General features: G+C 59.3%; 17 protein-coding genes. 9 read left to right on the top strand and 8 right to left on the bottom strand.

The features are described 5' to 3' along the window. Window positions 1-99 precede the first annotated feature (99 nt). Window positions 100-483, bottom strand: coding sequence for a biofilm formation regulator BssR (gene bssR, locus SPE70_RS07945; protein WP_012968643.1), 384 nt, complete (start codon window positions 481-483; stop codon window positions 100-102). Window positions 484-860: 377 nt separating this feature from the next. Between bssR and SPE70_RS07940 the strand changes: the two genes are divergently transcribed. After that, window positions 861-2,102, top strand: coding sequence for an oligosaccharide MFS transporter (locus tag SPE70_RS07940; RefSeq protein ID WP_012968644.1), 1,242 nt, complete (start codon window positions 861-863; stop codon window positions 2,100-2,102). A gap of 27 nt (window positions 2,103-2,129) precedes the next feature. On the opposite strand, the gene SPE70_RS07935 is transcribed toward SPE70_RS07940, so the two are convergent. Beyond that, window positions 2,130-3,032 carry a Kdo hydroxylase family protein gene (locus SPE70_RS07935; RefSeq protein WP_110218457.1) on the bottom strand — a complete coding sequence of 301 codons (903 nt, stop codon included), beginning with the start codon at window positions 3,030-3,032 and terminating at the stop codon, window positions 2,130-2,132. 245 nt (window positions 3,033-3,277) lie between these two features. Here SPE70_RS07935 and rimO point away from each other — a divergent pair, with 245 nt between their 5' ends. Further along, window positions 3,278-4,603 carry a 30S ribosomal protein S12 methylthiotransferase RimO gene (gene rimO, locus SPE70_RS07930; RefSeq protein WP_008805799.1) on the top strand — a complete coding sequence of 442 codons (1,326 nt, stop codon included), beginning with the start codon at window positions 3,278-3,280 and terminating at the stop codon, window positions 4,601-4,603. A 510-nt stretch (window positions 4,604-5,113) separates the two neighbouring features. On the opposite strand, the gene gsiD is transcribed toward rimO, so the two are convergent. The 5 genes from gsiD to iaaA all read right to left on the bottom strand — a co-directional run bounded on the left by gsiD (window position 5,114) and on the right by iaaA (window position 11,412). Further along, on the bottom strand, window positions 5,114-6,025 hold the full coding sequence (gsiD, locus tag SPE70_RS07925; RefSeq protein ID WP_004147729.1) for a glutathione ABC transporter permease GsiD: 912 nt from the start codon (window positions 6,023-6,025) through the stop codon (window positions 5,114-5,116). Window position 6,026: 1 nt separating this feature from the next. Next, window positions 6,027-6,947: a glutathione ABC transporter permease GsiC gene (gene gsiC, locus SPE70_RS07920; RefSeq protein WP_008805798.1), complete on the bottom strand. Its 921-nt coding sequence runs from the start codon at window positions 6,945-6,947 to the stop codon at window positions 6,027-6,029. A 72-nt stretch (window positions 6,948-7,019) separates the two neighbouring features. After that, window positions 7,020-8,561 carry a glutathione ABC transporter substrate-binding protein GsiB gene (gene gsiB, locus SPE70_RS07915; RefSeq protein WP_004176731.1) on the bottom strand — a complete coding sequence of 514 codons (1,542 nt, stop codon included), beginning with the start codon at window positions 8,559-8,561 and terminating at the stop codon, window positions 7,020-7,022. Window positions 8,562-8,593: 32 nt separating this feature from the next. Next, the gene (gene gsiA / locus SPE70_RS07910) at window positions 8,594-10,453 is read right to left on the bottom strand and encodes a glutathione ABC transporter ATP-binding protein GsiA (RefSeq protein WP_060876125.1); all 1,860 of its coding nucleotides are present in this window, start codon (window positions 10,451-10,453) and stop codon (window positions 8,594-8,596) included. Between the two features lie 17 nt (window positions 10,454-10,470). Next, window positions 10,471-11,412, bottom strand: a complete 942-nt coding sequence (iaaA, locus tag SPE70_RS07905) for a beta-aspartyl-peptidase (RefSeq protein WP_008805796.1) — start codon at window positions 11,410-11,412, stop codon at window positions 10,471-10,473. 235 nt (window positions 11,413-11,647) lie between these two features. Here iaaA and moeA point away from each other — a divergent pair, with 235 nt between their 5' ends. The 6 genes from moeA to SPE70_RS07875 all read left to right on the top strand — a co-directional run bounded on the left by moeA (window position 11,648) and on the right by SPE70_RS07875 (window position 19,531). Further along, window positions 11,648-12,883: a molybdopterin molybdotransferase MoeA gene (gene moeA / locus SPE70_RS07900; RefSeq protein ID WP_023339827.1), complete on the top strand. Its 1,236-nt coding sequence runs from the start codon at window positions 11,648-11,650 to the stop codon at window positions 12,881-12,883. Continuing rightward, complete coding sequence (gene moeB / locus SPE70_RS07895) at window positions 12,883-13,638, top strand: molybdopterin-synthase adenylyltransferase MoeB (RefSeq protein WP_012968648.1); 756 nt, start codon at window positions 12,883-12,885, stop codon at window positions 13,636-13,638. Before moeA ends, moeB begins: the two co-directional genes overlap by 1 nt. Window positions 13,639-13,792: 154 nt before the next feature. Further along, window positions 13,793-14,692: a glycyl-radical enzyme activating protein gene (locus SPE70_RS07890; RefSeq protein ID WP_008805793.1), complete on the top strand. Its 900-nt coding sequence runs from the start codon at window positions 13,793-13,795 to the stop codon at window positions 14,690-14,692. Between the two features lie 4 nt (window positions 14,693-14,696). Next, window positions 14,697-17,129, top strand: a complete 2,433-nt coding sequence (locus SPE70_RS07885; RefSeq protein WP_012542364.1) for a formate C-acetyltransferase/glycerol dehydratase family glycyl radical enzyme — start codon at window positions 14,697-14,699, stop codon at window positions 17,127-17,129. Window positions 17,130-17,309: 180 nt separating this feature from the next. Next, complete coding sequence (locus SPE70_RS07880) at window positions 17,310-18,125, top strand: Cof-type HAD-IIB family hydrolase (RefSeq protein ID WP_040973996.1); 816 nt, start codon at window positions 17,310-17,312, stop codon at window positions 18,123-18,125. A gap of 140 nt (window positions 18,126-18,265) precedes the next feature. Further along, a complete protein-coding gene (locus SPE70_RS07875) occupies window positions 18,266-19,531 on the top strand; it encodes a DUF1479 domain-containing protein (RefSeq protein WP_008805790.1) in 1,266 nt (421 codons plus the stop codon). Here SPE70_RS07875 and SPE70_RS07870 read toward each other — a convergent pair. Then, on the bottom strand, window positions 19,528-20,601 hold the full coding sequence (locus SPE70_RS07870) for a LacI family DNA-binding transcriptional regulator (RefSeq protein WP_008805789.1): 1,074 nt from the start codon (window positions 20,599-20,601) through the stop codon (window positions 19,528-19,530). The two genes, SPE70_RS07875 and SPE70_RS07870, sit on opposite strands and share 4 nt — an antisense overlap. A 298-nt stretch (window positions 20,602-20,899) precedes the next feature. On the opposite strand from SPE70_RS07870, the gene SPE70_RS07865 reads away from it, so the two are divergent. After that, entirely contained in the window at window positions 20,900-22,201 is a 1,302-nt protein-coding gene (locus SPE70_RS07865) for an MFS transporter (protein ID WP_012968650.1), read from the top strand. Window positions 22,202-22,213 lie beyond the last annotated feature (12 nt).

Below are 22,213 nucleotides of genomic sequence, written 5' to 3'. Positions count from 1 at the left end.
CAGCTCTGCGCTAAAGGGTAGCCAGCGGGGAAATTTGCGCGGGGATTTTTACATAACCTTTAACAGGGGAAGCGTCCACTTCCCCTGAGTTTCAGCCGATCAGGCATGAGTGATTGGCGACAATTTATTCAATTTATGAATATTTGAAGTCAATCCTGTCAGACAGCGTTCTAGCTTCTCTACGTTAACAGCGATGTACAGCGGACAATCATGATGCCCGCTCATCAGGCATACTGCAGCGGCGGCGAGGGACTCGCCCGCCAGGCGAAGGGCCTCCTTCTCCTCCGGTGAAACGACATTCTGCAGGCGCGGGGCCTGCGCACGCATTTCACGGCAAAGCTCAAACAAGTTATCACGCAGATGGTCATTTTCGCTGACTGACATGTAGCCTTTAGCCTTTCGCAGCTGCAGATAGGCATCAATATCGATATTGGCATTGATGAGCTTCTGCAAAAGGTGGCGATATTGTCTGTCAACGGTCATCACAGTTCCTCCTCTGTCGTCCTTTACCCTTCTCATGATACGGTTATTTTTTGTGCAAAATGATGCGCCAGGTCAATTATTCCCAAGCCTGTAACACCCTTTACAATGTGACAACCTTACCGCTTTGTAGGATATATACCAAAGATAATGGTATACGATCACAATTAATTTCAAAAAGAAATCAACTCGCAATCATTACCATTAAAAGGCGAAAATAGTGCTGCTAAGATCACACTATACCACAAATGCTATTGCGCGATCGCCAGCCAGAATGCCATAACAAATCATTAATGTAATACGTATAACATTTCATAAAAACAGCGAACGCGCCCGCGGATCGCTGATAATCTCTCTGCCCGTTTGCAAGGAACTGAAACATGACGCCCGGTAAAAGAAACTACCTCCTGTTGAGTCTTTTCGATTTCCTCTACCTGTTCGCCTGGTCGTCGACCATGGCTTTCTTCGTCATCTGGACCACCCAGCATCTTGGCATCAGCGCCACGAAGACTGGCCTGCTGTACTCGGTCAACGCTTTTATCGCCCTGCTGATGCAACCTTTCTTCGGCTTTATCTCCGACAAGTTCGGCCTGAAAAAACGGCTTATCTGGCTGCTGGTCGCCCTGCTCCTGCCGGTGGGCCCCTTCTTTATCTATGTTTACGCGCCGCTGCTGGTGCACAATTTCTGGTTCGGCGCGCTGCTGGGGGGGATCTATCTGGGGATCATCTTTAACTCCGGCTGCGGGGTGATCGACTCTTACATCGATAAGATTTCCCGTCGCTACCAGTTCGAATACGGTCGGGTGCGGATGTGGGGCTCGTTAGGCTGGGCAGCGGCGGCCTGGATTGTGGGTAAATATATCGACAGCAATCCTAATCTGGCCTTCTGGCTCGCCAGCCTCGCCATCGTCATCGCCGCCATCTGCTTTATGCTGACCAAAATTGAATTAACCGACGCTGATGTGGCGCGAAGCGAATCGCTGAAGGTCTCCCATGCCCTCGAGCTGGCGAAGAATGGTCAGTTCTGGATGCTGCTGCTCTTTACCCTGTTCGTCACGCAAATTTATGACACCTACGATCAGCAGTTTGCCCAGTATTTCTCGCTGCAGTTCCCGACGCCGGAGGAAGGCAACCGCTGGTATGGGATCCTCGCCTCCATTCAGGTGTGCGGCGAAACGCTGTTCTTATGCCTGATGCCGTGGTTTGTTAACCGGACCGGCGCCAAATGGGCGCTGATCATCGCCGGGTTGATCATGTCGGTACGTATTGTCGGGTCAGCCGTGCCCCTCGGTCCGGTGTGGATTGGCGCGGTGAAAATGATGCATGCCCTGGAGAAACCGTTAATTCTGGTATCGGTCTTTAAATTCATCGCTGCCAACTTCGACCACAAGCTCTCTTCGACGGTCTATTTGCTGGTGCTGTTTGTCGCCTCGATCGCCACCGCCATCTACTCTCCGCTGGCAGGCTATCTGTACGATACCATTGGCTTCGCCGATACCTATCTGATCCTCGGCGGTATCGCCGGGCTCTTTACGCTGATCTCCATTTTCACCCTGAAGGATAAGCGCGAGCCGAAAAAGCCCAGCGCCAGGCCTTCCGGGGCCGTTACGCCGGCGCAATAATCCTCTGCCCGGTAGCCACGCCGGGCGCTACACGTTGCGCGCGACTAACGGCTTTTGCAGGAGCGTTTCCAGCACCCGCAGCGGCGAGAGCTGCGGGTGACTCATCGCTTTCACCGGCAACAGAAAGGTCTGCTCAAGCAGATACTGGCCGCGCATCGCGGCGTGCGGGGTCTGATCGGAAAAGCAGATCCAGGTACTGCCGGCGGCAAAGTCGATCTCCTGCTGCACCCCCTGTCGCTGGTACTCAGGTGTGCTTTTCATCGCATCGTGCAGGGCCAGCATCAGATGATCGTAATGGCTACGCCGACTTTTGGTGATCCCCAGCGCTGCCAGCAGCCAGGCGCCTGACGGCGACCAGGGTTTCAGCCGCGGCAGAAAGCGTGCCGCGAGGGTATCGAAATGCTCCCCTGTCCGCCAGGTTCGCGGTTCGCCGCGGGGATGAATATTGCAAAAGATGCGCAGAATACGATCACCCTTGACCGGGCGCGACGGGAATGCGTCCACATGCAGGCGCGAATCGTCTTTGCGCCAGGAGGTCGTTTCACGCCAGGCGGTAATGGGATGCAGACGCAGACTGGTTTGCGGATGGTGCAGCGCCTCGCCATAGCCTGGCAATAACGCGTCGATCAGTTGCAGCGTCATCTGGTGGTAACGCGCCATCAACCGGGCGATGGCAGCCGTTTTCTGCTTATCCGCCACGCCTCTGAGCGTGCGGGTGTCGGGTTGATAGCTGATATTCTTGCGCCGCGGCGCGACCAGCTCAGGGGTCAGCAATGCCTGCTCCGGGGCGGTTAATAAAAACGCCAGCTGCGGCAGATAGAGCACATTTCCCTGCTCAAGGGCGTGTTGGATCTGCGGCGGTTGCGGGGGGATCTCCAGATTACTGAATGGCAGGGTGGCTATCGCCACCGGGGAGCCTGTTGGTGTCATTTCCTTGCCTCTTCTCCTCGCGGTCATCGAGGTGTTTAGTAAAGAAATTGTTATCATTTTGTAGATTACAACGTAAATGACGGGCGTTTTTATCAGGAATGGCGGTTTTGACCCGGTGCTGAAGCCCACGCGCTCCTCACCCGAGCGCTTTTTCACCATTAACCGCGACGGAGCTATACTCTTTTTCGCAAAGATCTGTAGAATTCCTGCCCTGACCATTCCAATAATTGAACACTTTTTAAGCTATGAGCAATGTCACGCACCAGCCGAAAATCGGCTTCGTCTCCCTGGGCTGCCCGAAAAATCTCGTGGACTCAGAGCGTATCCTGACCGAACTGCGCACCGAAGGTTATGACGTCGTCCCTACCTACGACAACGCCGATATGGTCATCGTTAACACCTGTGGCTTTATCGATAGCGCTGTGCAGGAATCGCTGGAAGCGATTGGCGAAGCGTTAAAAGAGAACGGCAAGGTGATCGTCACCGGCTGCCTCGGCGCGAAAGAGGATCAGATCCGCGAAGTTCACCCGAAGGTGCTGGAGATCACCGGTCCGCACAGCTATGAGCAGGTGCTGGAGCACGTCCACCACTACTCGCCGAAGCCGAAGCACAACCCGTTCCTCAGCCTGGTGCCGGAACAGGGCGTTAAGCTGACGCCGCGTCACTACGCCTACTTAAAAATTTCTGAAGGCTGCAACCATCGCTGCACCTTCTGCATCATCCCGTCCATGCGTGGCGATCTGGTGAGCCGTCCGATTGGCGAAGTGCTGGCGGAAGCCAAACGCCTCGCTGACGCCGGCGTAAAAGAGCTGCTGGTGATTTCTCAGGACACCTCCGCCTACGGCGTCGATGTCAAGCACCGTACCGGTTTCCACAACGGCATGCCGGTGAAGACCAGCATGGTCAGCCTGTGCGAAGAGCTGGCGAAGCTCGGCATCTGGGTGCGCCTGCATTATGTTTACCCGTATCCGCACGTCGACGATGTGATCCCGCTGATGGCGGAAGGCAAAATTCTGCCGTACCTCGATATTCCGCTGCAGCACGCCAGCCCGCGTATTCTGAAGCTGATGAAGCGTCCTGGCTCTGCAGACCGCCAGCTGGCGCGCATTAAGCAGTGGCGTGAAATTTGCCCGGATCTGACCCTGCGCTCTACCTTTATCGTGGGCTTCCCGGGCGAAACGGAAGAAGATTTCCAGATGCTGCTCGACTTCCTGAAAGAGGCGCGTCTCGACCGCGTCGGCTGCTTCAAGTACAGCCCGGTTGAAGGCGCCACCGCCAACGAACTGGCGGATCAGGTGCCGGAAGAGGTGAAAGAGGAGCGCTGGAACCGCTTTATGCAGCTGCAGCAGCAGATCTCTGCCGAGCGTCTGCAGGAGAAAGTGGGCCGCGAAATCCTGGTGCTGGTGGATGAAGTTGACGAAGAAGGCGCCATTGGCCGCAGCATGGCCGACGCCCCGGAAATCGACGGCGCGGTCTACCTGAACGGCGAAACCCGCGTTAAGCCGGGCGACGTGGTGCGGGTGAAAGTCGAGCATGCCGACGAATACGACCTGTGGGGTACCCGGGTCTAGTCCAGCTTCCCGGATAGCGGCTTATCGCATTCCCCAGCCTACGGGGTCCTCCCGTAGGCTCACCCCCCAGGTCCGCGCAAGCGCAGCGCCGCCGGGTAATTTATCAGTCATCAAGCCTTTATATTGCCGGGTGGCGGCTAACGCCTTACCCGGCCTACAGTTCGTGCGACCTGTCGCTAATTTATTCACCAGTCTTGCTGAAACTGCCGGTGCTGGCGGCCTCAACATCGCTGAGACGTTCCCGGAAGGCCGGGGCAGCCCGCATGGATGCGGGCTGAGGGCCGTGTTTTGCAGGGACGCTGCCTCGGCCCGACCCGAAGCCTGCAGGGATAAGTCGAAGGCACCACGCAGTGGCGATGTTGCTGGCCGGAGCCCGGGGGTACAGGGGGCGGCGGCGACTGGCCGCCCCCTGTGCGCTCCCTGCGCCATGCCAGGCATAACGCAGAAGATTAACCGGGAGCGCAATGTGCGCTGAAGCCGCAGCACCGCACGGCGGTGCTTTCCCTCACCCTACCCCTTTAACTTCGGATCCAGCGCATCGCGCAGGCCATCGCCCAGCAGATTAAACGCCAGCACGGTCACAAAAATCGCCACCGCCGGAAACAGCGCTACGTGCGGGGACATCACCATATCCGCCCGCGCCTCGTTGAGCATCGCGCCCCACTCCGGGGTGGGCGGCTGCGCGCCGAGGCCGAGAAACGACAGACTGGCCGCCGAAATAATCGACACCCCAATACGCATCGTGAAGTAAACCACGATCGATGACACCGTCCCCGGCAGGATGTGGTTGAACAGAATGGTGGCGTCGCTGGCGCCGATGCTGCGCGCCGATTCAATAAAGGTCTGCTGCTTTAACACCAGCGTATTGCCGCGCACCAGACGAGCAAACGCCGGGATCGAGAAGATCGCCACGGCGATGATCACGTTGGCCATCCCGCTGCCCATGACAGCGACCACCGCGATCGCCAGCAGGATCCCCGGAAAGGCGAACAGCACGTCGCAAAGTCGCATAATGAGCCGGTCCCACCAGCCCTCATAGTAGCCGGCCAGCAGCCCAAGCACCGTGCCGATAGCCGCGCCAATCAGCACCGCCAGTACCCCGGCAGCCAGCGAGATCTGCGCCCCGACCAGCACCCGGCTGAAAATATCGCGCCCCAGCGAGTCGACACCGAACCAGTGCACCAGCGAGGGCCCCTCGTTAAGCCGGTCATAATCGAAATAATTTTCCGCATCGTACGGCGCTATCCATGGCGCAACGATGGCTACCGCAATCAGCAACAGCACGAAAATACCAGCGCCCATCGCCACCGGCTGGCGACGAAAGCGCCGCCAGAACTCATGCCATGGGGTATGGATCTCGCCGGGTCTGATACCCGGCATGGCGTTCAGCGCCGCCTGCCTTCTCCAGTTGAGCAATCGCACCTTACTTATACCTGATAGCCGGGTTAATGGCCGCGTACAGCACATCCACCACTAAATTGATAAGAATAAACTCCAGCGAAAAGAGCAGGACTTCCGCCTGAATTACCGGGTAATCGCGCATCTCTACCGAATCGACCAACAGGCGCCCAAGTCCCGGCCAGTTAAACACCTTTTCCACGACGATCGACCCACCGAGCAGAAAGCCGAACTGTAGCCCCATCATGGTCACCACCGGGATCATCGCATTGCGCAGGCCATGCTTGAGCACCACCCACGTTTCGCTCACCCCTTTCGCCCGCGCGGTACGCATATAGTCTTCATGCAACACATCAACGAACGACGCGCGGGTAAAGCGCGCCATGACCGCCGCTACCGCCGCGCCAAGGGTCAACGACGGCAAAATATAGTGCCGCCAGCTGTCGGCCCCCACCGTCGGCAGCCAGCCCAGCTCAACCGAAAACACCTGCATCAGCAGCATGCCGAGAGCAAAAGCCGGAAACGAAATGCCGCTCACCGCCAGCGCCATTCCCAGACGGTCGGGCCAGCGATTGCGCCACACCGCGGCCGCGATCCCCGCCGCCATCCCGAACAGTACCGCCCAGCTCATGCTGGCCAGCGTCAGCCACAGCGTGGGCATAAAGCGGCTGGCTATTTCACTGGAAACGGGACGCCGCGAGGCCATGGAAATGCCAAAATCGCCGCGCAGCACGTTGGTGATGTAGTGCCAGAACTGGACATGCAGCGGCTGGTCAAGCCCCAGCTGCTGGCGCACCATCGCCACCACCTGGGCATCGGCCTCCGGTCCGGCAATCAGCCGCGCCGGGTCACCGGGCAGCATATGGACGAACAGAAACACCAGTACTGCGACGATAAGCAGGGTGGGGATCAGCCCCAGCAGGCGCTTAATCACATAGTTGAGCATCATACCTCCGCAACCCGCCCCGCGGAAAAACCGCCCCCCACGCGCTGGCGCCGGAGAGCATCATCCCATCCTTCACGGTGTTAAATCTGCCTGTTCAAAACTAAAGCCAGTATCCGGCTGGATATAGAAACCGGTGAGGTTCTTGCTGTGGGCGGAGACCAGTTTCTCGACCACCAGCGGTACCCACGGCGACTCTTTCCAGATAATATCCTGCGCCTCTTTATAGAGTTTGGTTTTCTCTTGTGGGTCGGTGGTTTTCAGCGCCTCGCTCAGCGCGTTATCCACCTGCGGGTTGCTGTAAAACGCGGTATTAAACAGCGTCGGCGGCCAGTTTTGCGAGGCGAACAGCGGCGACAGTGCCCAGTCGGCTTCACCGGTGGAGGCGGACCAGCCGGTATAGAACATCCGTACCCCGCTCTCTTTCTGCCCTTTACCTTCCACTTCCGCCGCCCGCTGACCAGCGTCCATCGCCGTCACCTGCGCCTTAATCCCCACCTGCGCCAGCTGCTGCTGGGTGAACTGCAGTACTTTCTGCGCGGTGCTGTGATTATGTGATGACCATAGCGTGGTGCTGAAACCGTTAGGGTAGCCAGCCTCTTTCAGCAACTGGCGAGCTTTCGCCGGATCGTATGGCCAGGCGGTGTAAGTCTGGGCGTAGGCAATCGACGGCGGCACCACCCCGGTCGCCGGGGTGGCGTATCCGGCAAACGCCACCTTGACCAGCGCCTGACGGTTAATCGCATAGTTGATGGCTTCACGCACCTTCGGATTATCGAACGGCTTCTGCGTCACGTTCATGCTGATGTAGCGCTGCATGATCGACGGGCTGGCCACCAGCTCCAGTTTGCTGTTTTTTGCCAGCAGCGGCGCCTGTTCGTAAGGGATCGGGAAAGCAAACTGCGCTTCGCCGGTCTGCAGCATCGCCGCCCGGGTGTTGTTATCCACCACCGGACGCCAGGTGATGGAGTCCAGCTTCGGCAGGCCTGGCTGCCAGTAACCATCGAACTTGCTGACCTTCACGAAATCTGTCTGGTTCCAGGTGTCGAGCTTATACGGCCCGGTACCCACCGGATGGAAGCCAATATCCTTGCCATATTTTTTCAGCGCCGCCGGCGAAATCATCGCCGTCGCCGGATGGGCGAGAATGTTAATAAATGCCGAGAAGGGCTGCTTCAGGGTAATTTTGACCGTGGTCGGATCGACCGCCTCGGTGCTGGCGATATTTTTATACAGGTTATAGCGCTTGAGATGGTTATCCGGGTTACTCGCGCGGTCGAGGTTAGCCTTGACCGCCTCGGCGTTAAAGTCGGTGCCATCCTGGAATTTCACCCCGCTGTGCAGCTTGATGGTGTACACCAGGCCGTCCGGTGACACGGTATAGCTCTCGGCAAGAACATTTTGTAGCTTCATCTCTTTATCAAGGCCGAACAGGCCTTGATAAAAGGACTTCGCCACCGCCTGCGACAGGGTATCGTTGGCATCATAGGGATCGAGCGTCGTAAAGTTAGACCCGACCGCCACGACCACATCTTTGGCGGCAAAGGCAGGGGCGCTCGCCAGGGCCGCCGCGATACTCAGCGCCAGCCACCATTTGCGTGAAACAGGTTGTGTCATCGTATTCTCCTGAAAAGGTGCGTTATGTGTTGTTATGCTCTGCCCAGCACATCGGCGGATTCGCGGGCGACAAAGTGGTCCGGCCCAACCTGCTGCAATGGCACGCTGGCCATCTCCTCGCCCCGCTTATAGATATTGCCCGGGACGTCATCAGACAGCAGGACTCGCTGCGGATGACGGTAGGCCGGGTCGGCCACCGGTACGGCGGCCATTAGCTTGCGGGTATAGGGGTGCTGCGGGTTTTCAAACACCGCACGGCGCGGGCCTATTTCGACAATGCGACCGCGATACATCACCGCCACGCGGTGGCTGATGCGCTCCACCACCGCCATATCATGGGAAATAAACAGAAACGCGATACCCATCTCGCGCTGCAGGTCGAGCATCAGATTGATAATCTGCGCCCGAATGGAGACATCCAGGGCCGACACCGACTCATCGGCTATCACCACCTTCGGATTCAGCGCCAGCGCGCGGGCAATGCAGATCCGCTGCCGCTGGCCGCCGGAAAAGGCATGGGGGTAACGCCAGGCATGCTCCGGCTGAAGCCCCACGCGCTTCAGTAGCCAGGAAACCCGCTCACGCGCGGCTTCACCATGCAGCAGGCCATGCACCCGCAGCGGCTCCATAATCGAATCGCCGACCGTCTGACGCGGGTCAAGCGAAGCGTAAGGATCCTGAAAAATAAACTGAATATTACGGCGCAGGGATTGCAGCTTGCTGCCGGAGAGCGTATCAATCCGTTGGCCGTCGAAGGTAATGGTGCCACCCTGGGTTTCGACCAGTCTCAGCAGCGCCCGGCCGGTGGTCGACTTGCCGCAGCCGGACTCTCCCACCAGCGACAGGGTCTCTCCCGGCCAGAGATCAAAACTGACCTTCTCCACCGCATGCACTTCGCGCGTCACGCGATTGAGCAGCCCGCCGCGCACCGGAAAACGGGCCACCAGGTCGCGCACCTGCAGGATAGGCTCCCCCGTCGCCACCGTGTCTGGCGTTTCGGTCTCCGCCTGCGGCTGACCGGGAAGCGAAAAACGGCGCGGCAGATCCTGACCCCGCATCTCCCCCAGCCGCGGAACCGCCGCCAGCAGCGACTGAGTATAAGGGTGCTGCGGCGAACGAAAGATCTCCTCAACGCTGCCGGTCTCTACCGCCTCACCGCGATACATCACCAGCACCCGATCGGCGATATCGGCCACGACGCCCATATCGTGGGTAATAAAGATCACCCCCATCGCCATCTCCTTTTGCAGGACGGCAATGAGTTGCAAAATTTGCGCCTGGATGGTGACATCCAGCGCCGTGGTCGGCTCATCGGCTATCAACACCGCCGGCCGACAGGAGAGCGCCATGGCGATCATCACCCGCTGGCGCATGCCGCCGGAGAGCTGGTGCGGATAGCGTGAGAGCATCTCTTCCGCCTGGGGAATACGCACCTGGTCGAGCATCTTTTTCGCCGCGCGCAGCGCCTCTTCGCGCCCCAGCCCCTGGTGCAGGCGCAGGGATTCGGCGATTTGTTCGCCGATGGTAAAAACCGGATTCAGCGAGGTCATCGGCTCCTGAAAAATCATGGCCAGATCCGCGCCGCGCACCCGGCGCATCTCGGCGTCCGTTTGCTCATTGAGCGCGATCACCTGCCGGTTACGCCGCCGCAGCCACAGCCCCTCGCTGCTCACTTCGCTGCTGGCGGCGTCAAGCAAACGCATCAGCGCCAGCGCGGTCACCGATTTTCCCGAACCGGACTCACCCACTATCGCCAGCGTCTCGCCGCGACGCAGGCTGAAGGATAGCTGACGCACGGCCTGCACCTCTGGCGCATCCTGTTGGCGAAAGGCCACGTTCAGGTTGCGCACTACCAGCACTTCGCAGGTATCGGTTTCGTGAGTTTGCGACACTCTCCCTCTCCCTTCTTCTATTCGCGATAAATGCCAATGGTCGGCGTATCGCCGGCATAGCACCAGGCGCGGTACATGCCTTCACTGTTAAACGGTAAAACGACGTTACCTTCGCGATCGACGGCAATCAGCCCGCCGCTACCGCCGAGAGCCGGCAGTTTCTCCATCACCACCCGCTCGCAGGCGGTGTAGAGACTCAACTGACCATACTCCATCAGGGCGGCGATATCGTAGGCCGCCAGGGTGCGCATAAAAACTTCGCCGGTGCCGGTGCAGGAGACCGCCACGCTGGCATTGTTGGCATAGCATCCCGCGCCCGGCAGCGGGCTGTCGCCGACGCGTCCGGGCAGTTTGTTGGTCATGCCGCCGGTGGAGGTTGCCGCCGCCAGATTGCCAGCCAGGTCGAGCGCCACCGCGCCGACGGTGCCCATTTTCTGGCGTTCATCGAGCGGGGCGGCGTGGTGGTCGAGGATAATCTCCCCGCCCGCTTTCGCCTCCTGCAGCTGCAGCAGGCGCTCGGGCGTGGAGAAGAGATCGTTTTCCACGCGTTCCATCCCCCGGGAGAAGGCGAAATTTTCCGCGCCCTCGCCAATCAGCAGCACGTGCGGGCTCTCCTCCAGTACCAGACGCGCCGCCAGCACCGGATTACGCAAATGTTTGACCCCGGCCACCGCGCCCGCCTGCAGGCTGTAGCCATCCATTACGCAGGCGTCCAGCTCATGGGTTTGATCGTGGGTAAATACCGCGCCCATCCCGGCGTTAAACAGCGGGCACTCTTCCAGCAGCCGAACGGCCTCGGTTACGGTATCCAGCGCACTGGCGCCCGCAGCCAACATCTTCTGCCCGCTTTCGACGATAGTCGACAGCGCCGCCACATACTCTCGCTCCCGCTCCGGCGTCATCTGCGCGCGAGAAATCGCCCCTGCGCCGCCGTGAATTGCTATAACCGCCTTGCCCATTTCGCCAGTCCTTAACGATGAAGTGGATCGCCCCTGCCCCGTCGTACCGCGGCGCGGCGCCGGTCACGTCAGGAATAAGGGTATTGATATCATTATATTGCTGAATGTCTTATACAATTTTTGAATATAGAAAGAGCGGCGGGCGATGTAAAGCCTCGTACCCAGGTGGCATACAGCCCGCGCCGCTTTTCTGCCATAATAGGCGTTTTCGCTGTTTTGCCCGCAGGAGTGACCCATGGATTTTACCGCCGGACTGATGCCGCTCGACACAGCCCTCGCCCAGATGCTCGATCGTATTACGCCGCTGAACGCGACGGAAACTGTACCGCTGTTGCAGGCCTTCTCGCGTGTGACTGCCCATGACATCGTCTCCCCGCTGGATGTGCCCGGCTTTGATAACGCCGCGATGGATGGCTATGCCGTCCGGCTGAACGACCTTCGCGACGGCGCGGCGCTGCCGGTCGCCGGTAAGGCCTTTGCCGGCCAGCCTTTCAACGACGCCTGGCCCACCGGCACCTGTATTCGCATCATGACCGGCGCGCCGGTGCCTGCGGGCTGCGACGCGGTGGTCATGCAGGAAGAGACCGAACAGACCGACGCCGGCGTGCGCTTTACCGCGCCGGTGAAAGCCGGGCAGCACATTCGCCGTCGCGGAGAAGATATCGCCCACGGCGCGGTGGTCTTCCCGGCGGGGACGCCCTTGACGGTGGCCGAGCTGCCGGTGCTGGCCTCGCTGGGCATTGCCGAGGTCGAGGTGGTGCGCAAGGTCCGCGTCGCGGTCTTCTCAACCGGCGATGAGCTGCAGCTGCCGGGTCAACCGCTCGGCGACGGCCAGATTTACGATACCAACCGCCTGGCGGTGCACCTGATGCTGCAGCAGCTGGGCTACGAGGTCATTAACCTCGGCATTATTCCTGACGACCCGGCGAAGCTGCGTGACGCGTTTATCGCCGCCGACCAGCAGGCCGACGTGGTCATCAGCTCCGGTGGCGTCTCGGTGGGCGAAGCCGACTACACCAAAACCATTCTTGAAGAGCTGGGGGAGATCGGCTTCTGGAAACTGGCGATCAAGCCGGGGAAACCCTTCGCCTTCGGCAAACTCAGCAGCAGCTGGTTCTGCGGCCTGCCGGGTAACCCGGTTTCCGCCACCGTCACCTTCTGTCAGTTGGTGCAGCCGCTGCTGGCGAAACTCTCGGGCAAGCACGGCCCGCTTCAGGCAACCCGCCTGCGGGTACGCGCCGCCACGCGACTGAAGAAGTCGCCGGGCCGTCTCGACTTCCAGCGCGGTATTCTGCAGCGCAACCCCGACGGCGAGCTGGTGGTGACCACCACCGGCCATCAGGGCTCGCACATTTTCAGCTCATTCAGCCTCGGTAACTGCTTTATCGTACTGGAGCGCGAACGCGGCCACGTCGAAGCGGGCGAATGGGTCGAAGTCGAGCCCTTTAATCATCTGTTTGGGGGGCTGTAATGGCCGTTGAGCTGAGCGACGAGGAGATGCTGCGCTATAACCGGCAGATCATCTTGCGCGGTTTTGATTTCGACGGTCAGGAGCGGCTAAAAGCCGCTCGCGTACTGGTGGTCGGCCTCGGCGGGCTCGGCTGCGCCGCCGCTCAATATCTGGCGGCGGCCGGCGTGGGTCAGCTCACCCTGCTCGATTTCGACACCGTCTCGCTGTCCAACCTCCAGCGCCAGACGCTGCACAGCGACGCGACCATCGGCCAACCGAAGGTGGATTCTGCCCGCGAGGCGCTGGCGCGCATTAACCCGCACGTCCGGCTGGTCCCGCTCAATGCCTTGCTGGATGAGACCGCGCTGGCGGGGCAGATTGCCGATCACGATCTGGTGCTGGACTGCACCGACAACGTCGCCATTCGTAACCAGCTCAACGCCGGCTGTTTCCAGCACACCACCCCGCTGGTCTCCGGGGCGGCGATCCGCATGGAGGGGCAAATCAGCGTCTTCACGTATCAGGATGGCGAACCCTGCTACCGCTGCCTGAGCCGTCTGTTCGGCGAAAATGCCCTCACCTGCGTCGAAGCCGGGGTAATGGCCCCGCTGGTGGGCACCATCGGTTCGCTGCAGGCGATGGAGGCCATTAAACTGCTGACCGGCTACGGCACCCCTGCCAGCGGAAAAATCGTGATGTACGACGCCATGACCTGCCAGTTTCGTGAAATGAAGCTGATGCGTCATCCGCAGTGCGAGGTATGCGGCTCGCACTAACCCCCACACCGGCGACGAGGGTCGTCGGTGGTTTTGTGACCTCTCTCGTTTTTTTATCCCCAGGAGCTTAGCCCCATCCCGCTTGTTGATTTGCGTCAATATAACTTTCATTCGAAAGTGTTTTTATATTCATACGCAAACAAGAGAATAAGCCATGATCTTCAACATCCAGCGCTACTCCACCCATGACGGCCCAGGGATCCGTACCGTCGTCTTCCTGAAAGGCTGCTCGCTGGGCTGCCGCTGGTGCCAGAACCCGGAAAGCCGCGCCCGCAGCGAAGATCTGCTGTATGACTCGCGGCTGTGCCTGGCCGGCTGCGATCTGTGCCAGCAGGCGGCGCCGGAGGTTATCACCCGTACCCTCGATGGTTTGATCATTGATCGGCAAAACGTTAACGACAAGCATATTACTGCGCTGCGTGACTGCTGCCCCACCACCGCGCTAACGGTCTGCGGCGAGGAGAAAAACGTCGAAGCGATCATGGCGACGGTGCTGCGTGATAAACCGTTCTACGATCGCAGCGGCGGCGGCATCACCCTTTCCGGCGGCGAACCCTTTATGAACCCGACGCTGGCGCAGGCGCTTTTCGAAGCCAGCCATCAGGCAGGTATTCACACCGCCGTGGAAACCTGCCTGCACGTGCCGTGGAAATACATTGAACCGGCTTTACCCTTTGTCGACCTGTTTCTCGCCGACCTGAAACACGTCGACGAGGCCGTTTTCCAGCAGTGGACCGACGGCAGCGCCCGCCGGGTGCTGGATAACCTGCAGCGACTGGCGCAGGCAGGGAAAAAAATGATTATTCGCGTGCCGCTGATCCAGGGATTCAACGCCAGTGAAGCCGACATTGCCGCGATCACCGATTTTGCCGCCGACCGCCTGCAGGTCAGCGAGATCCATTTCCTGCCGTACCACACGCTGGGAATGAACAAATACCAGTTACTCAGTCAGCCCTACACCGCACCGGACAAACCGCTGGATGCTCCTGAGCTGCTCGCCTTCGCGCAGGATTATGCGCGGAGCAAGGGGCTAACGGCGATCTTACGAGGATAACCTTATGACGACTCTCAAACTCAATACCCTCAGCGCCCGCATCCAGGCCCATAAAATGGCACTGGTGCATATTGTCAAACCGCCGGTCTGTACCGAACGCGCCCGCCACTACACCGAGATGTATCAGCAGCATCTTGATAAGCCAATCCCGGTGCGTCGCGCCCTGGCGCTGGCGCATCACCTTGCCGAGCGCACCATCTGGATCAAGCACGACGAACTGATCGTCGGCAACCAGGCCAGCGAAGTGCGCGCTGCGCCGATTTTCCCGGAATACACCGTCAGCTGGATTGAGAAAGAGATCGACGATCTTGCCGACCGCCCCGGCGCCGGCTTCTCGGTCAGCGAAGAGAACAAACGCGTGCTGCATGAAGTGTGCCCATGGTGGCGCGGTCAGACCGTACAGGACCGCTGCTACGGTATGTTTACCGATGAACAAAAAGCGCTGCTCGCCACCGGCATTATTAAGGCGGAAGGCAATATGACCTCCGGTGACGCTCACCTGGCGGTCAACTATCCGCTGCTGCTGGAGAAAGGCCTCGACGGTATGCGCGCCAAGGTCGCCGAACGCCGGTCGCGCATTAACCTGACGGTACTGGAAGACCTGCACGGCGAGCAGTTCCTGAAAGCGATTGATATCGTTCTGGAAGCGGTCAGCGACCACAGCAAACGCTTCGCCGCGCTGGCGCGCGAGATGGCGACAGCAGAATCCCGTGAATCACGCCGCCACGAACTGCTGACGATAGCCGAAAACTGCGACATCATCGCCCATGAGCCGCCGAAAACCTTCTGGCAGGCGCTGCAGTTGTGCTACTTCATTCAGCTTATCCTGCAGATTGAATCCAATGGCCACTCGGTCTCCTTTGGCCGTATGGACCAGTACCTCTATCCGTACTACCGTCGCGACGTTGAACTGCAGCAGTCGCTGGATCGCGAACAGGCCATTGAGCTGCTGCACAGCTGCTGGCTGAAGCTGCTGGAGGTCAACAAAATTCGCTCCGGCTCGCACTCCAAGGCCTCTGCCGGCAGCCCGCTGTACCAGAACGTCACCATTGGCGGCCAGAACCTGGTCGACGGCCAGCCGCAGGACGCCGTCAACCCGCTGTCGTATGCCATCCTGGAATCCTGTGGTCGTCTGCGCTCTACCCAGCCGAACCTCAGCGTGCGTTACCATGCCGGGATGAGCAACGACTTCCTCGACGCCTGCGTCCAGGTGATCCGCTGCGGCTTCGGCATGCCGGCGTTTAATAACGACGAAATCGTCATCCCGGAATTTATCAAACTCGGCATCGAGCCGCAGGACGCCTACGATTACGCCGCCATCGGCTGCATCGAAACCGCGGTTGGCGGCAAATGGGGCTACCGCTGCACCGGCATGAGCTTTATCAACTTCGCGCGGGTGATGCTGGCGACGCTGGAAGGTGGCCGCGATGCCACCAGCGGTCAGGTATTCCTGCCCCAGGAGCATGCCCTGTCGAAAGGCAACTTCGCTAATTTCGACCAGGTGCTGGCAGACTGGGATAACCAGATCCGCTACTACACCCGTAAATCCATTGAGATTGAGTACGTGGTCGATACCATGCTGGAGGAAAACGTCCACGATATTCTCTGTTCGGCGCTGGTGGATGACTGTATCGAACGGGCGAAAAGCATCAAGCAAGGCGGCGCGAAATATGACTGGGTTTCCGGCCTGCAGGTGGGTATCGCCAACCTCGGCAACAGCCTGGCGGCGGTGAAAAAACTGGTCTTCGATCAGGGCGCCATCGGCCAGCAGGAACTGGCGAAGGCGCTGGCGGAAGATTTCGACGGTCTGACCCACGAGCAACTGCGCCAGCGGTTGATCAACGGCGCGCCGAAGTACGGTAACGATGATGACAGCGTCGACGAGTTGCTGGCGCGGGCCTACCAGACCTATATCGACGAGCTGAAGCAGTATCACAACCCGCGCTATGGCCGCGGCCCAATCGGCGGCAACTATTACGCCGGCACGTCGTCTATCTCCGCCAACGTTCCGTTCGGCGCCCAGACGATGGCGACACCGGATGGCCGTAAAGCGCACACCCCGCTGGCGGAAGGGGCCAGCCCGGCCTCCGGTACCGACCATCTGGGGCCGACAGCGGTCATCAGTTCGGTGGGCAAACTCCCCACCGGCGCGATCCTCGGCGGCGTGCTGCTTAACCAGAAGCTGAATCCGTCCACGCTGGAGAATGAGTCCGACAAGCAGAAGCTGATGGTGCTGCTGCGCACCTTCTTTGAAGTGCACAAAGGCTGGCATATCCAGTACAACATCGTGTCACGCGACACGCTGCTGGAGGCGAAGAAACACCCTGACCAGTACCGCGATTTAGTGGTCCGCGTCGCCGGATACTCGGCGTTCTTCACCGCCCTGTCGCCGGATACCCAGGACGATATCATCGCCCGAACCGAACATACGCTGTAACCCTTCGTGCCCGCTGGCGCTATGCTTAGCGGGCCTACCCTGTTCTGCAGGCCGGGTAAGGCAACGTTGCCACCCGGCATTTTCTGCGCTGAGTGAACTTTCATTCGAAATAAATTTGTGCTCCCCATCACATTGTAATTAGAATGTTACTGGTCGAAGTTAAGCCAGGAGCATCCCCTTATGACCGTTAAAGTTATCGTCACCGATATGGACGGAACTTTTCTCAATGACGCCAAAACCTACGATCGCTCACGGTTTCTGGCGCAATTCGCCCAGCTGCAGCAGCGCGGCATTGAATTTGTTGTCGCCAGCGGCAACCAGTACTATCAGTTGATATCCTTCTTCCCGGAGATCCGCGAGCAGATTTCGTTCGTCGCCGAAAACGGCGCGCTGGTCTTTGAGCATGGTAAGCAGCTGTTCCACGGCGAACTGACCCGCCACGAATCGCAGGTGGTGATCGGCGAATTACTTAACGATCCGCAGCTGAACTTCGTCGCCTGCGGCCTGCAGAGCGCGTATGTGAGCGATAAAGCTCCGGACGCCTTCGTCGACCTGATGTCAAAGCACTACCACCGTCTGCAGCGGGTAAGCGATTACCATCGCATCGACGACACGCTGTTCAAATTCTCCCTCAACCTGCCGGACAGCGAGATCCCACAGCTGATCGATAAACTGCACGTGTCGCTCGACGGGATCATGAAGCCGGTCACCAGCGGCTTTGGCTTTGTCGATTTGATTATCCCCGGCCTGCATAAAGCCAACGGCATCAGCCGCCTGCTCAAACGCTGGAACCTTTCGCCGCAGCAGTGCGTGGCCATCGGCGACAGCGGCAACGACGCCGAAATGCTGAAGCTGGTGAAATACGCTTTCGCCATGGGTAACGCCGCCGACACCATCAAGGCTATCGCCGGCTACGCTACCGACGATAATAACCATGACGGCGCGCTGAACGTCATTCAGGCCGTCCTCGATAACACCGCCCCCTTCAACGCGTGACCCTTCGCCGGGGCATCGCGCCCCGGTTTTTCCATTTTGTGCGCCGTAGCAAGATTTTAAACTTGCATTAACTCCATTTTAACTTAAATTAACGTTTGTAAGATTTAAAACTTTCGAATGAAAGATACAGCGAGGTTATTATGGCTGCTCTCCCGACCCACGAAACATTACCTGCCGACCACAAAGCGGCAATTCGCCAGATGAAACAGGCCTTACGGGCACAAATTGGCGATGTCCAGGCAGTGTTCGATAAACTCTCGGCGCGTATCAGCGAGCGCCTGGACGAGATTAATGCCCTGAAAGCCACAGGCCAGGAGGTCTGGCCGACGATCCCGTTCAGCGATATCGCCGAAGGAAAAGTGAGCGATGAGCAGCGCGCGGCGATTAAGCGCCGGGGCTGCGCAGTGATCAAAGGACACTACCCGCGCGAACAGGCGCTGGCCTGGGACAACGCGATGCTGGAATACCTCGATCTGAACCATTTCGATGATGTTTACAAAGGACCTGGCGACAGCTTCTTCGGTTCGCTGGAGGCTTCGCGTCCGGAAATCTATCCGATCTACTGGTCCCCCTCGCAAATGCAGGCGCGACAGAGTGATGAAATGGCGGCGGTGCAATCCTTCCTCAATCGCCTGTGGCGCTTTGAACAGAATGGCAAGCGCTGGTTCGATCCGGATGTCAGCGTGATTTACCCTGACCGTATCCGCCGCCGCCCGCCGGGAACCACGTCAAAGGGGCTGGGGGCGCATACCGATTCTGGCGCGCTGGAGCGCTGGCTGCTTCCCGCCTATCAGCAGGTTTTCGCCAACGTCTTTAATGGCAATATCGACGCCTACGATCCGTGGGACGCCGCGCACCGTACCGAAGTGGAAGAGTACACCGTCGACAACACCACCAAATGCTCGGTGTTCCGCACCTTCCAGGGCTGGACCGCGCTGTCGGACATGATCCCGGGTCAGGGGCTGCTACACGTGGTGCCGATCCCGGAGGCGATGGCTTATGTGCTGCTGCGCCCCCTGCTCGACGATGTGCCGGAAGATGAGCTGTGCGGCGTCGCGCCGGGCAGAGTGCTGCCGATCTCTGAGCAATGGCACCCACTCTTAATTAAAGCGTTAAGCTCGATTCCGGCGCTGAACGCTGGCGATTCCGTCTGGTGGCACTGCGATGTTATTCACTCAGTGGCGCCGGTGGAAAATCAACAGGGCTGGGGCAACGTGATGTACATCCCGGCCGCGCCGATGTGCGAAAAGAACCTCGCCTACGCGCAGAAAGTGAAAATTGCTCTGGAAAAAGGGGCCTCGCCGGGGGATTTCCCGCGCGAGGACTATGAGGCCAGCTGGCAGGGGCGCTTCACCCTGGAAGATCTGAATATTCACGGGAAACGGGCGCTGGGTATCCCGGTTTAATCGTCATACAGCCCCTGCGGCTCCACGGCGGTATGGCCTTTGCCCGGCCGGATCCGCCGTACCGAATCACGTACCACCAGCGTGCCGTGCAACAGTAGCGAGCCGTGCGGCGCCTCCGGGCGCAGCAGGCGCTGCTGCAGGAGATGCACCGCCTCGCTGCCCAGCTCATCTCGCGGCACATGCACCGCGGTCAGCGGCACCTCCTGAATCGCCGCCAGATTAAACCCGTCGATACTCATTACCGAAACATCCTGCGGCACCCGCAGGCCTCGTTTTTGCAGGGCGCTGACGGTGCCGGCGGCCATAAAATCACCGCCCACCAGGAAGGCGGTGGGCATCGGGCGCCCCTGTAAAGCGTCAAGCCAGGCCCCTACCTGCTCTTCCGTCTCTCTGGCGCTAAAGTTGGCGACGCTGATGAGATCCCGGCTGGCGGTAAAGCGCAGATTGCGCGCGCGCCATGCTTCCTGGATCCCGCCCAGCCGCAGCTCCATGGTATAGCGGCGCAGGCACATCACGTTCATCACCGCCCGATGGCCCATATCAAACAGATAGCGGGCGGCGCACTGGCCAATCAGACGATGGTCGGGGGCAATGGACGGCAGCCGCATCCCTTCATCCCGACAGTTGATCAATACGCAGGGTTTGCCCACATCCGCCGCCAGGCCATGAATATGCGGATCGTCGATCCCCAGCAGCACCGCGGCCTGGGTCTCCGCTTCGTTCATGCGGGCAAGAAACAGATTGGCGTCGCTGTCGTTCTCGTCCAGTGCGCAGTAGCGCAGGCGCACTTCATGCGCCGCCAGCGCGTTATTGATGCTCTGGATCACCCGGTAGTAGAAGATATCCGATCGCTCATCGAAGGCGCGCTGCGGAGCAAACACCAGCAGATTATTGAGCAGCAGACGCCCGGCGGCCAGTCCCTGCATGACCCCCAGCTCGCGGGCGCACTCCAGCACCGCCCGGCGCGCCTTATCGCTGGTATTCGCCTTTCCGGCCAGGACGCGCGAAACGGTGCTGGCCGACAGCCCGGTGCGGGCGGCGATTTCGGCGACGCGCAGCTTTTTATCCATTTTGTGATCCAGCTCCGATTGGAAAATGAAAGAATTTTCATAATCGCCAAAGCGCTTCCTGTAAGCAAATGACAGAGCGAAATTTGAGATCTCGGTCATTTCATGAAAAAAGTTGCATAAATAGCACTTTGCCCGACGTTTTTTCTCCCTTAGCCTGAATTGGTCCAACATCTCCCATACTAGTTATACCAATGATGTTGAGATAAAAAATAGACTATTCAAATAGTTAAAAAAACTATGTGACCACTCAGGGAAAGAGGCCGTCACTTTCCCCCTACAACGTCTTGTGGAGTGTGCTATGAGTCAAGGCCTCAACAATGATATCGCGGTCAGTAAAACGCGCCGGGTGGTAAAAAACCTGCGCTGGTGGGTGCTGGTCCTGTTTTTACTCGGCGTCACCGTCAACTACATCACACGTAACTCGCTGGGGATTATCGCCCCGGAACTGAAAGCGACGCTCGGTATTACCACCGAACAATATTCCTGGATCGTCGGCGCGTTTCAGCTGGCTTACACGATTTTCCAGCCGCTCTGTGGCTGGCTTATCGACGTCATCGGCCTGAAGCTCGGGTTTATGATCTGCGCTACCCTGTGGGCGCTGGCCTGTATCGCCCACGCCGGGGCTGGCAGCTGGCTGCACCTGGCTATGTTGCGCTTCTTTATGGGCGGCGCCGAGGCGGCCGCCACGCCGGCGAACGCCAAAACCATCGGCGAGTGGTTCCCGAAATCTGAACGGCCAATCGCCGCCGGCTGGGCTGGCGTCGGCTTCTCTATCGGCGCAATGCTGGCCCCGCCGATTATCTACTTCGCCCACGCCTCCTTCGGCTGGCAGGGGGCGTTTATGTTTACCGGCGCGCTGGCGCTGCTGTGGGTGGTGCTGTGGTGGGCTTTCTATCAGAACCCGGAAAAGCACCCGAACCTCAGCAAAAGCGAGCTGGAGTACATCAAGCAGGATAACGAAGCCCCGCCGGTGAAACAGCCCTTCTTTACCGCGCTCAAAACCGTCTCGAAGAATAAACGTTTCTACGGTATCGCCATCCCCGCCTTTATGGCCGAGCCTGCCTGGGCGGTACTGAGCTTCTGGGTGCCGCTGTACCTGGCGAAAGAGCACGGCATGGATCTGAAGCAGATCGCGATGTTCGCCTGGCTGCCGTTCCTCGCCGCCGATCTTGGCAGCGTGGTCAGCGGCTATCTCACCCGCCTGTACGTTCGCTGGTTCGGCTGCACGCGAGTCAACTCGGTTATCGCCAGCTCGGTAACCGGCGCGTTTCTGATGATCTCGCTGGCCCTGGTCGCCATTACTCGCGATCCCTATATCACCATCATCCTGATCTCCATTGGTGGTTTCGGCCATCAGATCATCTCCTGCATGCTCAGCGCGCTGGTGGTGGAGTCTTTCGACAAGGGACAAATGGCGACGGTCAACGGTATGCGCGGCTCCGCGGCGTGGATCGCCAGCTTCCTGTTCTCATTATTAATCGGGGTGACCGCCGACAAAATTGGCTTCAACCCGCTGTTTATCGCCATGGGTTTCTTTGACCTGATTGGCGCCGTTTTCCTGGTGGCATTTATTGCTGAACGTCGCGCCAAGCGCGCCTGAGAGTGGATGTAA

Origin of the sequence: Klebsiella sp. ZJOU C1 (genome assembly GCF_035620215.1) — a bacterium.
GTDB classification, from domain to species: Bacteria; Pseudomonadota; Gammaproteobacteria; order Enterobacterales; family Enterobacteriaceae; genus Klebsiella; species Klebsiella variicola.
The sequence above is the reverse complement of the archived record's forward strand: the minus strand, read 5'-3'. Positions and strand labels throughout refer to the sequence as shown.